The sequence below is a fragment of the Mesorhizobium sp. WSM4306 genome (assembly GCF_007003975.1).
GTDB lineage: Bacteria > Pseudomonadota > Alphaproteobacteria > Rhizobiales > Rhizobiaceae > Mesorhizobium.
On sequence record NZ_VFTC01000001.1, the window covers coordinates 421165 to 434016 of the forward strand.

The 12852-nt window shown below is 63.7% G+C and carries 10 protein-coding genes; 4 read left to right on the top strand and 6 right to left on the bottom strand.

Annotated elements, in window-relative coordinates:
- Positions 1-25: 25 nt before the first annotated feature.
- The 6 genes from FJV77_RS02165 to FJV77_RS02190 form a co-directional block, all read right to left on the bottom strand.
- Positions 26-1033: an NAD(P)-dependent oxidoreductase gene (locus FJV77_RS02165; protein WP_142865206.1), complete on the bottom strand. Its 1008-nt coding sequence runs from the start codon at positions 1031-1033 to the stop codon at positions 26-28.
- Positions 1030-1464, bottom strand: a complete 435-nt coding sequence (locus FJV77_RS02170) for an EamA family transporter (protein WP_112565444.1) — start codon at positions 1462-1464, stop codon at positions 1030-1032. The genes FJV77_RS02165 and FJV77_RS02170 overlap by 4 nt, the downstream gene beginning before the upstream one ends.
- A 107-nt stretch (positions 1465-1571) precedes the next feature.
- Positions 1572-2939: an FAD-binding oxidoreductase gene (locus FJV77_RS02175; RefSeq protein ID WP_142865207.1), complete on the bottom strand. Its 1368-nt coding sequence runs from the start codon at positions 2937-2939 to the stop codon at positions 1572-1574.
- A 2-nt stretch (positions 2940-2941) separates the two neighbouring features.
- Positions 2942-4375: a UbiA family prenyltransferase gene (locus FJV77_RS02180; protein WP_142865208.1), complete on the bottom strand. Its 1434-nt coding sequence runs from the start codon at positions 4373-4375 to the stop codon at positions 2942-2944.
- Positions 4376-4583: 208 nt separating this feature from the next.
- The gene (locus FJV77_RS02185) at positions 4584-4847 is read right to left on the bottom strand and encodes a hypothetical protein (RefSeq protein WP_023670370.1); all 264 of its coding nucleotides are present in this window, start codon (positions 4845-4847) and stop codon (positions 4584-4586) included.
- Between the two features lie 144 nt (positions 4848-4991).
- Positions 4992-7481 (bottom strand): mechanosensitive ion channel family protein, encoded by a 2490-nt coding sequence (locus FJV77_RS02190; RefSeq protein ID WP_142865209.1) that lies wholly within the window; start codon positions 7479-7481, stop codon positions 4992-4994.
- 184 nt (positions 7482-7665) lie between these two features.
- On the opposite strand from FJV77_RS02190, the gene FJV77_RS02195 reads away from it, so the two are divergent.
- Genes FJV77_RS02195 through FJV77_RS02210 form a run of 4 tightly spaced genes read left to right on the top strand, consistent with a single transcriptional unit; the run spans position 7666 to position 12821 of the window.
- Positions 7666-8925, top strand: coding sequence for a sarcosine oxidase subunit beta (locus FJV77_RS02195; RefSeq protein ID WP_142865210.1), 1260 nt, complete (start codon positions 7666-7668; stop codon positions 8923-8925).
- Between the two features lie 11 nt (positions 8926-8936).
- Entirely contained in the window at positions 8937-9233 is a 297-nt protein-coding gene (locus tag FJV77_RS02200; protein ID WP_142865211.1) for a sarcosine oxidase subunit delta, read from the top strand.
- Entirely contained in the window at positions 9230-12226 is a 2997-nt protein-coding gene (locus FJV77_RS02205; protein ID WP_142865212.1) for a sarcosine oxidase subunit alpha, read from the top strand. Before FJV77_RS02200 ends, FJV77_RS02205 begins: the two co-directional genes overlap by 4 nt.
- Positions 12219-12821, top strand: coding sequence for a sarcosine oxidase subunit gamma (locus tag FJV77_RS02210; protein WP_142865213.1), 603 nt, complete (start codon positions 12219-12221; stop codon positions 12819-12821). The genes FJV77_RS02205 and FJV77_RS02210 overlap by 8 nt, the downstream gene beginning before the upstream one ends.
- Positions 12822-12852: the final 31 nt, after the last annotated feature.

The following is a 12852-nucleotide window of genomic DNA, read 5'->3' on the forward strand; positions in this document are numbered from 1 at the left end:
TCGGAGTTCTCCTGGTCGTCCCATCTTATTCGGCAGGGACATGATTGGCGTTCACGGCAAGGCCGTCCTTCTTGGCGCGGTACTCGCTGTAGGCGGCGATCAGCATGTCCTCGTCGCGATATTGCGGCACCCAGCCGAGCTGGCGCTCGGCCTTGGACACATCGAGCACGCACTCCTCATCGGCGATCAGATATTGTTCCGGATCCATGATCGGCATGTTCATGAGATCGAGCAGGTCGAGCGTGCGCTTGACCGCCCAGCCGGGCGTCGGGATCAGCAGCGATTTCGAACCGGCATGCTTGATCAGGTCGCCGAGCAGTTTCCTGACCGGCGGCGGATTGAGCGAGCCCAGATTATAGGCCTCGTTGGGCACGCCGGCCTTCCAGGCCGCGCGAGCGGCCTCCGCGCAGTCGAACACCGAGATGAACTGATAGGGGTTCTTGCCCGAACCGATCATCGGCACCGGAAGGTTCCAGTCGATCAGCTTGAACAGTTTTTCCAATATGCCGAGACGGCCGGGGCCGATGATCAGGCGCGGCCGGAACAGCGAGATCGACATGCCGCGCTTGCGCCATTCGGCGGCGAGCTCCTCGGTCTTCTGCTTCGACCAGCCATATTCGCCGAGCGGCGCGACCGGATGCTCCTCGGTCATCGGCTGGGTCACCGTGTGGCCGTAGATCATGTCGGTGGTGTAGTGGACGAGCTTCGGTGCGCCGGCCTTGCCCATGGCCTGCATGATGTGTTCGGTGCCGTGGAAATTCACCGGGAAGAAGAAGTCGTGGCGCTTGGCCCGCACCTGGATCGGCGACAGCATCTTGGCCGACAGATTGTAGACCATGTCGTCGGCCTTCAATCCGACTTTGGCCACTGAGGCCGGATCGGTGACATCGCAGGTGACGAAGCGAACCGAACGATAATGCGGCAGGTCACTCTTGACGATGTCGGCAACGACGACCTCTTCACCGTCGGCCACAAGCTTCGGGGCAAGATGACGGCCGACGAAGCCGTCACCGCCGAAAATTACATGTCTCATCGAACGATCTCGTTTGTCTGGATCTTGTCGGGGTCAATGGAAGCCGTCTGATCGTCATGCCCGCGTCCGCTTTGCGCAATCAGCACAGTGCCGACGCAGATGAAGGCGATGCCGGCAATGCGCCAGGCGTTGAGGTCCTCGCGAAAGATGAAATAGGCGAAGATCGCGACCGCGACATAGGCAAGGCTGAGGAACGGATAGGCAAAACTGAGCTCGACCTTGGACAGCACATAGAGATGCGATGCCATCGAGATGACGAAGGTGCACAGGCCGAGGAACACCCAAGGGCTGAAGACGATCTGCAGGAGCTTCAGAAGCGGGTTAGTGCCTTCGAACGAGATCGGGCCGAGCGACATCATGCCTTGCTTCAGCATCAACTGCGCGGCGGCATTGGTCATGACTGTGAACAGAATAAAGACGATATATTTCATATTTTCCATCCGCCACTTGGCACGGTCCTACTACCAACCTGCAAACATTTCGTGAAGCCACGGCAATGTTTGAATTACCCTGGAATTTACGGTCTATTTACCATAAACTATTCGAATTCTACCTGTTCCGCCGCCTCGACGCGCCCCAGCCGCATGGCGAGTTTTTTCGCTGTCCGCAGCCAGAAACTGGACATGAACGCCGGGTCGCGCAGCGCTTCCAACCGCTGCCAATCCGGGAAGGAGGCGGCGAAAGTCTCCGCGCTCATGCGCGCATCCTTGTAAGGGTTGACCGCGCCGCCGGCCGCAACCGTGATGCTGTCGAGTTCGCCAAGCAGTGCCAGCGTCCTGCCGCCGCGATTGGGGAAATCGAGCGTCAGCGTGAAGCCGGGCCGCGGAAATGACAGCAGACCCGGCGAGCGGATCGACCCGAAGCGCTTCAGCACGGTGAGGAAGGAGCCCTGCCCTGCCCGCCGTGCCGCGTCGAGCAACGCCGGCACGGTCTGGCGCGCGGCATTTTCCGGCACCACGCTCTGGTGCTGGTAGAGACCTTTGGGGCCATAGAGCCGGTTCCAGTCACCGATGCCGTCGAGCGGAAAGAAAAAGCCCTGATAGCCGGTTTGGCGCGGTTCTGATGAGCGACCTTTCTTCCACCGGTAGGCGGCGTTGAAGGCAGTCAGGAACGGCCGGTTGAGCACATTGAAAGGCGGCTGGATCGGCACCGAAAGGCGCGAGCCGGCGCGAGACGCCGCATGCGAGCCATGTTCGGCATGATTGCCGGTCAACAACAAACCGCGTCGGCGGCCATGGCCGCCGGCCAGCTGGTCGATCCAGGCGACGGCATATTCATTGGCCTGGTCGGCGGCCTCCGCCAGTTCGAAGAATTCACCGAGATCGGCAAACCGCGCTGCCGTCTCGACGATGTCGAGCGAAGGCACCCGCATCAGCCGGATCGAGGCCGACAGGATCAGGCCGGTCAGCCCCATGCCGCCAATCGTCGCCGCAAACAGCCGGGCATTGTCGGTTGCCGAGCAGGTGTAGGTCCGCCCGTCGGAGCGCAGCAGCGTCAGCGATTCGACATGGCAACCAAAGGTGCCGCGCCGATGATGGTTCTTGCCGTGGACATCGTTGGCGATGGCGCCGCCAAGGGTCACGAACTGGGTGCCCGGAACCACCGCCGGAAAGAAGCCGTAGGGTGCGGCGTGCGCAATGATGTCGGACAGCAACACACCGGCTTCGGCCTCGAGCAGGCCGGTCTCGGCATTGAAGGCGCCGATACGGTTCAGCGGCCGCATATCGACGACCGCGCCGGCGTCGTTCTGACAGGAATCGCCGTAGGAGCGACCGTTGCCGTAGGCGAGCAAGCCGTTTGCCTTCGCCTTGCCGCTCTTCATCAGCTCAACAGCCGTATCGGCCGCGATGGTTCGCTTTGCGGCCGGCGTGGCGCGGCCGAAACTCTGGAACCGTTCGCCCGCCATGCCTACCAGCCTCCGGCGACCAGCAGTGCTGCGCCGATCGCCACGATGATCTGGCTGCGCCAGTCGCGGATGATGAAGACGACGGGATCGTCGTTCATCTCGTCGCGGCGCGCCAGGATCCAGACGCGCATGGTCAAATACAGCACGATCGGCGCCAGCGGCCAGACCAGCCAGGGATGCGGATAGAGTTCGCGCACGGCGGCGCTGTCCATGTAGAGCGCCAGCACCAGCGCCGAGGAGAAGGCCGACGCCATGCCAGCCTGGGCGACGATCTCCTGGTCTTCGATGCGGTAGCCGCGCCCGGCAATGCGCTCGCCCACCGGAATGGCCGTGGTGCGCAGTTCGACATAGCGCTTCACCAGCGCCAGCGACAGGAAGAAGAAAATCGAGAAGGCGAGCAGCCAGAACGATACCTCGACGCCGGTCGCCGCAGCGCCTGCCAGCACGCGCACCGTGTAGAGGCCGGCCAGCGTCAGCACGTCGACCAGAAGCATGCGCTTGAACGACAGCGAATAGGCCGTCGTCACCACGATATAGCCGGCGAGCACACCCAGGAACTCAATCGGCAGCAGCAGCCCGGCGGCGATGCCGATCGCCAACAGGGCGGCCATCGCGCCGAGGCCGAACGGGATCGACAGCGCACCGCTGGCGAACGGCCGGTTATGTTTGGTCGGGTGCTTGCGGTCGAGCGCAAGGTCGAAGAAATCGTTGAGGATGTAGATGGCCGAAGCCACCGCACTGAAGGAGACGAACGCCAGCATGCATTGCCAGATCATGTTGGCGTTGAAGTATTCGTGCGACAGCACCATCGGCACCGCGATCAGCGAATTCTTCAGCCACTGATGCATCCGCAGCATCTTGACGAATGTCTTCAATGTCCTTTTTGGCGCAGGCACCATTTCGGCGCTATGCGCCGTCTGCCAGCGCTTCGCGTGGCGGTCGGGCGCCACGACGATGGCGTCGCACGCGGCTTCGAAAACCTTGAGATCGTGACGGCTGTTACCAGCATAGTCGAAACCGCCATCGCCATAGGCGGCGATGAGCGCGTCGCGCTTGCGGCCTGAGGTCATGTTGTGTGGACCGTCAGTCGCCAGCACATAGTCGAAGATGCCCAGATGGGCGGCAATCGCCTCGGCGAACTTGCGTGGCGTACCGGTCGCCATCACGATCTTGCGGCCGTCGGCATGCTCAGCCCGTAGGCGCTGCAGAAGTCCTTCGCGATAGGGCAGCGAGGCCGGATCGATGTCGATGCGGTCGGCGATGGCTTGCTTCAGCCGCACCGGGCCGGCGGCCAGCCAGAACGGAACCAGGAAGATATAGAGCGGATTCTTCTTGAGAAGGATGAACAGGCCTTCCCACAAAAGGTCGGTCGCAATCAGCGTGCCGTCGAGGTCGACCGCAAGCGGGATTGCGTTCTTTTCCGACCGCGCATCCATGTCTGTCCTGTCCTGCTTATAAACCCGTCGCGCCGTGTTTCGGCGTCTTCGTAAGGGTATAGCGGCGGAACGGCGTAGTGAACGTTAAAACGCCTGGTTGCATCTGGTAGGCGCGACGATATTTCCCGCGTCATTGTTAAGCAATCACTACCACCAACAATAAAAGGCCGGGCATTTGCCCGGCCTTTGCAAGAACTGCCCGCCGACTTTACTTGATGCGAGCGACGCCACCCGAAATTTCGACCGTTTCCGAGCCGGTCAGGGCCTCGAGGTCACCATTGGGCAAGGTGACGAAACAGCCGTTGGGGCAGAATTCCACGGTCTCGCCGGCGGCCAGCGCCAGCTCCGTCTTGCCACCGCCTTCCGTCACGATCAGCGTACGGGTCTCAGCGTCCTTGTTGACCGCGCTGGCGGCAAAGGCCGAGCCACTCGCTGCGGTAAGAGCGATGGCGACGACAAGCGACTTCCACATTTTGCAATATCGGTGTTTCCACACCGCCTCTGTTGCATTTGGCAAGGCATTCTCGCCTTTGCATGTGAGCTTATATGAGATGCAAGCTGAACCGCAACTGAATGCCGCATTCATGCCGCAATTGGTTTGGGAGGAGCCCGGGCCCTAGCTTGGATCGGGTTTGCGTGCCTTGCGGCCCGATTTGGCCAGGCGCGCCTTCTCGGCGGCGGCTTCGGCCTCCGCCTGCTCCTTCTCGGCGAATTCGACTTCGATCTTGTCGTCGTCGAGCGGCCATGCCTCGGTTTGCTTGACCTTGACCTCCGCGCGCGGCGTCGAGGGGATTTCTATGTGCTCGGCGCCAAACGCATCGAGCACGGCAAAGCGGATATCGTTCTGCACGATGGCCCCGTTCAGCACATCGGCAAGAAACACGCGGATCTCGAACTCAAGGGCTGCCGCACCGAAATTGGTGAACAGCACGAACGGCTCCGGGTTCTTCAGCACCAGCGGATGGCCGCGGGCGATCTCGACCAGGATGGCGTGCACCCGCTTGACGTCGCTGCCATAGGCGACGCCGACCTTGATCTCCACACGCCCCAGCTTGTTGCGGTGCGTCCAGTTGCCGACGGCGTTGTTGATCAGGTTCGAGTTGGGCAGGATCACCGATTGCCGCTGGAAGGTCTCGATCTCAGTGGCGCGCACGCTGATCTTCTTGACGGTGCCTGAGGTGTCGCCGGCGACGATCCAGTCGCCGACCTTGAATGGCCGCTCGGCCAGCAGGATCAGGCCGGACACGAAGTTGGAGACGACATTCTGCAGGCCAAAACCGATACCGAGGGAAAGTGCGCCGGCAACGAGCGCCAGGTTGGAGAGATCGATACCCGCCGCCGAGATGCCGACGAGGCCGGCAACGGCGACGCCGGCATAGCCGACCGCCAGCCGGATCGAATTGCGCACGCCGGTATCGACCTTGCCGCGCGCCATCACCGAGCCGTCGAGCCAACCCTGGAACCAGCGGGTCAGAAAATAGCCGATGATGAAGACCACGATGCCGCTGAGGATGCCGGTGACCGAAATCGTTACCGAGCCGATGGTGATGCCTGTCGCCAGCTTGTAGGCCCAAGCCTGGATGTCGCCGGGCTGGAACCCCCACATAAAGAGGATCAGAGGCAGGAACACCAGAACGATCATCAGGTTGATGGCGACGCTGACCACCAGGCCGAGCTGGTCGAGCGCGGTGTCCTCGTAGCCGGCATTGGTCGACAGCCAGCGCCCGATCGAGGTGCCGGCGAAACCGCCCTCCTCGCCGATCTCGCGCGCCGACAGGAAGCCGATATAGGCGGTGACCAGGATGGTGCCGGTGACCACGACCTGCAGCGAGACGAAGATTGCAAGGCCGATATAACCGAAGAGCGCCGCCGTAATCGTGGATAGGCCCAGCGCAACGGATGTGTAGCGTAGCCAAGCCGGCCACGGGCGCCAGCTTCCGTCGGTGCCCTTGTACGGCCTCAGCAACGCCATCAGAATCAGGATGACGCCGACGATGAGGGTGGCGACAAAACTTCTGGCGATGGTCAGCGACAATGGCGAACCCATCTTGTCGTTGACTATCGACAGAAAGTTGTTGACGCCGATGACGACCGCCATGGCCGTCGTCAGCCGCACCAGCCAGCGCGCCGGGCCGGTCTCGACCTGGATCAGGCGCCAGTTCGGCATCCGTGGCTCCAGCGCAGCATTGGTCAGGCGGTTGACGCAGAACACCACCGCGATGACGGCAGCCAGCGCGTTGAGGAAGACGCCGATGTCGCCGCGCAGGACATTGTAATAATTGTATAGAAAGACAGTCGAAACGAGGAAGGCGCCAACCGCCAGCGTCGGCAGCAAGGTCGACCAGAACGCCACCGACAGGCGGCTGAGATAGGTGGGGTCCTCGACCGACGGATCGGCTTCGAAGATGCGCCCGAACAGGCGGCGTCCACCTACCAGCAGGATCGCGGCCAGAGCCAGCGACGTGAAGGTCGCCGCGAGGATGGCCTTGAACTTGAACTTGAAAGCGAAGCTCAGCCAGGACGACACCGCTTTGTAAAAGTTGGCGTATTCGTCCTGAGCGTCGGAGAATACCTGCGGGCTCAGCGCGTCGGACAGTGCGTAGTGCTTGGTCAAAAAGTTGCGGAACTGCTCGCTGCGCATATTGCCGATCCTGTCGATCAGCCCGCTGATGCGGATTGACAGGTTCTGGGCGCTGGCGACGACCGCGTTGATCTCGGCCTTTTCCGATGCCAGCGCCTGGCGCTCGCCGGTCACGATGTCGGGCTCCTGCGGCTGGCCCGCCGCCGGCGGCGGACCCAGAACTTCGATGCGATTGTTGATGTCGGTGAGCCGCGAACGGAACGCCAGCGCACTGGTCAGCGCCGCCCGCGACAGATCCTCCAGCTGCAGACGGATATCGACTAGGGAGGCATCGTCCTGGCCGTCCTGCTGTAATTTCTTCTCGAGACCGTCGGTCTTGGCCGTCAGGCCCTGGATGACCTTCTGCTGATCGGTGATCAAGCCGGCGGAGCCCTGGCCCAGCGCCTGCGCCATCGCCTCGAACGAAGGCGACGCCGAAATGATCAGCGTGAAAGCCAAAATGAGGCGAAGCAATCTCAAAAGCATGACTATTGGCGACTCACGGGCGGCAAAGGCATTCAAAAACCCTGTCCTTGATAAAGACGGCTATATCGCGGGGCAAGCCATCGCATCGCGGAGTCGGCCAGTCGAAAAGCCATGGCGCAATCTTGGCTTTGCGCCCGCCGCCTGCTCTATAGTCTGCCGCATCGCACCAAGGATGGCATGAAGAATGGCGGAGTATTCAGCCCTTTCGCTTCTCACGAACGCGCTCAAGGGAAACCAGGACTGGAAGCCGGCCTGGCGCAAGCCGGACCCCAAGGCTTCCTACGACGTCATCATCATCGGCGGCGGCGGCCATGGCCTGTCGACGGCCTATTACCTGGCCAAGGAGCACGGCATCACCAATGTCGCGGTGCTTGAGAAGGGCTGGCTGGGTTCCGGCAATGTCGGCCGCAACACCACCGCCGTGCGCTCCAACTACCTGCTGCCCTCCAACACCCGCTTCTACGAACATTCGATGAAGATGTGGGAGAACCTGTCGCACGACCTCAACTACAACGTCATGTTCTCGCAGCGCGGCTGCCTGAACCTTGCCCACACGCCCGCCCAGTTCGACGACTATGCCAGGCGCGGCAACGCCATGCGGCATCTCGGCGTCGACGCCGAACTGATGAGCACCGCCGAAATCAAGCGGCTGGTGCCGGCGCTGGACGTTTCGGCCTCGGCGCGCTTTCCCATCGTCGGCGGGCTGATGCAGCCGCGCGCCGGCACCGCCCGCCACGATGCTGTTGCATGGGGCTATGCGCGCGGCGCCGATCGGCGCGGCGTCGACATCATCGAGAATTGCGAGGTCACCGGCTTCCTGCGCGATGGCGACCGCATCACCGGCGTGCAGACGACGCGCGGCGAAATCCGCGGCAAGAAGGTTGCCGTGGCGGTTGCCGGCAGCACCGGACGGGTGATGCAGCTTGCCGGCGTCGACAGGATGCCGATCGAGAGCCATGTACTGCAGGCCTTCGTCACCGAATCGCTAAAACCCTTCATCGATACGGTGCTGACCTTCGGCATGGGTCATTTCTATATGTCTCAGTCCGACAAGGGCGGCCTCGTCTATGGCGGCGACATCGACGGCTACAACAGCTACGCCCAACGCGGCAATCTTCCCATCGTCGACGAGGTGATGAGCGAGATGCTGGCGCTGTTTCCCGGCCTTGCCCGTGTGCGCATGCTGCGCTCCTGGGGCGGCGTCTGCGACATGTCGATGGACGGCTCGCCGATCATCACCACCGGGCCGCTGCCGGGCATGTATCTCAACTGCGGCTGGTGCTATGGCGGCTTCAAGGCGACGCCGGCCTCGGGCTGGTGCTTTGCCTACACCATCGCCAAGGACGAGCCGCACGACTTCAACGCGCCCTTCACGCTCGACCGCTTCTACCGCGGGCTGGTGATCGACGACAAAGGCCAGGGCGCAACGCCCCGGCTGCACTAGGGTTCAAACAAATGCTTATCACCTGTCCCTATTGCGGCCCGCGCGACGTCATCGAATTCACCTATCAGGGCGACGGCAACCGCGAGCGCCCGCAGCCCAACTCGCAGGATCTCGACGCCTGGAACGCCTATGTCTACGACCGGCTGAACCCGGCCGGCGACCACAATGAGATCTGGCAGCACTCCGGCGGTTGCCGCACCCATCTGCGGATGGTGCGCAACACGGTCACGCACGAGATTTCCAGCACCAGTTTCGCGCGCGGCGACCACAATGCCGCCGCCCGGCACAAGGCGGGGGGCAAGTCGTGAGCCCGCGCCGCACCGAAACCGGCGGCCGCATCGACCGGCTGCGCACCATCCGCTTCACATTTGACGGCACGCCTTACACCGGCCATGCCGGCGACACGCTGGCTTCGGCGCTGCTCGCCAACGGCGTCACGCTGTTCGGGCGCTCGTTCAAATACCACCGCCCGCGCGGCCTGCTGTCCGCCGGCGTCGAGGAGCCGAACGCGCTGGTGACGGTGCTGCGCGGCGAAGTCCGCGAGCCGAACATCGCCGCAACCATGGTCGAGATCTATGACGGGCTGGTGGCCGTCAGCCAGAACCGCTTTCCCTCGCTCGCCTGGGACGTCAACGCCATCAATCAGCTCGGCGGCAAGATCCTGGCCGCCGGCTTCTACTACAAGACCTTCATGGGTCCGGTCTTCGGCCCGCTCAAAGGCACCCGCTTCTGGATGTTCTGCGAGCATTTCATTCGCCGCGCCGCTGGTCTCGGCAGAGCCGGCATTGCCGCCGACACTTCGCGCTACGAGCGCATGAACGCGTTTTGCGATGTGCTGGTGGTCGGCTCCGGCCCGGCCGGCCTATCGGCTGCAAAGGCCGCAGCCGATCAGGGCGCGCGCGTCATCCTGGCCGAACTCGAGCCGCGTTTCGGCGGCTCGGCCAACTGGTCGGGCGAGACCATCGACGGCGCGCCGGCTGCCGACTGGGCGGCGCGCACCGTCAGCCAGCTCGAAGGCCACGACACGGTCCGCCTCCTGCCGCGCACCACGGTGTGGGGCTATTATGACGGCAACACACTGGCCGCGCTCGAGCGCGTCACCGACCACAAGGAAGTGCCTGGGAAGGGCGAGCCGCGCCATCGCTACTGGGCGATCCGCGCCAAAACGGTGGTGCTGGCCACCGGCTCGTTCGAACGGCCGCTGGTGTTCCCCGGCAATGACCGGCCGGGCGTAATGCTGGCGCATGCCGGAGAGCGCTACGCCAATGACTATGGCGTTCTGCCCGGCGACAGGATCGCGCTGTTCACCAACAATGACGCCGCCTATCGCTCGGCGCTGGCGCTGAAGGAGGCCGGCGCGGCTATTGTCGCCATCGTCGACGTGCGCCCCGAGCTTTCCTCTGAGATGCGCAGCCTGGCCACCGAGGCCGAAGCCGAAATCCTCTCCGGCCATGCCGTGGTCGCCACCGAGGGCGGCAAGGCGCTCTCCGGTCTCAAGGTGCAGCGCTTCGACATGAACTCCGGCACGCTGAGCGGAGACGCCCGCAGCATCCACGCCGATTGCCTGCTGATGTCGGGCGGCTGGTCGCCGACCATCCATCTCGCCAGCCAGGCTGGCGCCAGGGCAGAATGGAACGCCGACCGCCAGGCCTTCCTGCCGCCGAAGCCAACGCAACAGCGCTGGATCGGCGCCGGCGCTTTCAACGGCAGCTTTTCGACCGTCGAGGCCATCAATGAGGGCCGCGCCGCCGGCCTGTCCGCGGCAGGCGGCGCAAGCGCGCCGGCAGCCTTGCCCGATGTCGAAGCAGCCCCTGGGGATCCCAATCCGGCGCCGGTGTTCGAGATCAGGGCGAAAGGCAAAAGCTTTGTCGACTTCCAGCATGACGTGACCGCCGAGGACGTGCGGCTGGCGCATCGCGAAGGCTTTGTCTCGGTCGAGCATTTGAAGCGTTACACCACGCTCGGCATGGCGACCGACCAGGGCAAGAACTCCAATGTTCCGGGCCTCGCCATCATGGCCGAGGCGCTGGGCAAACCGATCCCGGAAGTCGGCACGACGCGCTTCCGTCCGCCCTATTCGGCGGTGTCGATCGGCTCGCTCGCCGCCGAACGTTTCGGCGATTTGAAGCCAGAGCGGCTAACGCCGATGCATGACTGGCATTTGGCCAATGGCGCGACGATGTATTCGGCCGGCCTCTGGTTCCGGCCGATGATCTACGGCCATGCCGGCGAAACGATCGAGCAGGCCTATGTCCGCGAAGCCAAGGCGACGCGCGAAAGTGCCGGCATCGTCGATGTCTCGACGCTGGGCAAGATCGCCGTGCAGGGACCGGATGCGGCCGAATTCCTCGACCGCGTCTACACCAACATGTTTTCCACGCTTGCCGTCGGCAAGGCCCGCTATGGGCTCATGCTGCGCGAGGATGGCCTCGCCTTCGATGACGGCACCACCTGGCGGCTCGCCGAACAGGATTTCCTGATGACCACCACCACGGCCAACGCCGGCAAGGTGATGCAGCATCTGGAATATTTCCTCGACGTCATCTGGCCGGATCTCAAGGTGCACGTCACCTCGGTGACCGACGAATGGGCGGGTGCCGCCATCGGCGGGCCGAAGGCGCGGGCTATCCTTGCCGCCTGCGTCACCGGCACTGCCGTCGACAACACAGCCCTGCCCTTCATGGGCATCGTGCACGGGCAAATTGCCGGCGTTCCGGTGATGATTTGCCGGCTGTCTTTCTCCGGCGAGATGGCCTTCGAGGTCTATTCCGGCGCCGGCCACGGCACCCATGTCTGGGAAGCGCTGGTCGAAGCCGGCAAGCCGTTCGGCCTAGTCACCTATGGGCTGGAGGCGCTGGGCACGATGCGTATCGAAAAGGGCCACGTCACCGGCGCCGAGATCGACGGCCGCACCACGGCGCGCGACCTGCATCTCGACTGGATGCTGTCGAAGAAGAAGCCGTTCATTGGCTCGGCGATGATGGACCGCGAAGGCCTGATCGCGCCCGACCGGCTGCAGCTGGTCGGCCTGGTCTCGCTAGACAATCTGCCGCTCAACGGCGGCGCCCACATCGTGGCGGAGCTGGACGAGGCCAACCCGCACGATTCGCTCGGCCACATCACCGCCTGCTGCTACTCACCGGCGCTGGGCAAGCACATCGCGCTGGCGCTGGTCGAGGGCGGCAAGGCGCGGCACGGCACGCGCGCCTTCGTTTCCGATCCGCTGCGCAAGCGTTTCGGGCCGGTCGAGATCGTCTCCAACCATTTCTACGACCCGGACGGGAGCCGCATGCATGGCTGAGCGCCAATCACCCGAACGCCTTTCGCCGCTCGAGCCGGTATTTCATCCGGGCTCGCATGGCAATTTCGAGCATGGCGTCGATGTCATCCTGACCGAGACCAGGCCGGGCTCGATCCTCCAGCTCGCCGCATGGCCGGGCGAGGAGAAGAAGCTCATGGCCGCTATCCGCAGTGTCACCGGCCTCGCTCTGCCCGATGGCGCCGGCGGCGGTGTCGCGAAGGACGGCAAGGCCGTATTCGGCTTCGCGCCCGGAAAATTCACGGTCGTCGATGAAGCCGAGGGGCTGGCTTCGGCCTTTGCCAAGACCGTCACCCCGGCCGTTGGCACCGTCACCGACCTGTCGCATGGCCGCACCGCCATCCGCATCGCCGGGCCGAAGGCCGAATGGGTGCTGGCGAAATTCTTCGCCATCGACTTCGCGCTGCCCGCCTTCCCCGTCGGCGCCGGCCGCTCGACCACGCATCACGACGTCTTCGCCCAGATCCAGCGCACCGGCGCCGACCAGTTCGACATCTATGTCTTCCGCTCCTTCGCCCGTTCGTTCTGGAAGGCGCTTTGTCACGCCAGTGAGGAAGTCGGCTACGAGGTGCAGTAGGTGGCCGAATAGCCGTTCTGGCATCAAGGCC

Excerpts from the sequence above, each read along its gene's own strand:
- FJV77_RS02195 (WP_142865210.1), top strand. The coding sequence starts at position 7,666 with ATGGCGGAGTATTCAGCCCTTTCGCTTCTCACGAACGCGCTCAAGGGA.
- FJV77_RS02190 (WP_142865209.1), bottom strand. The coding sequence starts at position 7,481 with ATGCTTTTGAGATTGCTTCGCCTCATTTTGGCTTTCACGCTGATCATT.
- FJV77_RS02210 (WP_142865213.1), top strand. The coding sequence starts at position 12,219 with ATGGCTGAGCGCCAATCACCCGAACGCCTTTCGCCGCTCGAGCCGGTA.
- FJV77_RS02200 (WP_142865211.1), top strand. The coding sequence starts at position 8,937 with ATGCTTATCACCTGTCCCTATTGCGGCCCGCGCGACGTCATCGAATTC.
- FJV77_RS02170 (WP_112565444.1), bottom strand. The coding sequence starts at position 1,464 with ATGAAATATATCGTCTTTATTCTGTTCACAGTCATGACCAATGCCGCC.
- FJV77_RS02185 (WP_023670370.1), bottom strand. The coding sequence starts at position 4,847 with ATGTGGAAGTCGCTTGTCGTCGCCATCGCTCTTACCGCAGCGAGTGGC.
- FJV77_RS02165 (WP_142865206.1), bottom strand. The coding sequence starts at position 1,033 with ATGAGACATGTAATTTTCGGCGGTGACGGCTTCGTCGGCCGTCATCTT.
- FJV77_RS02175 (WP_142865207.1), bottom strand. The coding sequence starts at position 2,939 with ATGGCGGGCGAACGGTTCCAGAGTTTCGGCCGCGCCACGCCGGCCGCA.
- FJV77_RS02180 (WP_142865208.1), bottom strand. The coding sequence starts at position 4,375 with ATGGATGCGCGGTCGGAAAAGAACGCAATCCCGCTTGCGGTCGACCTC.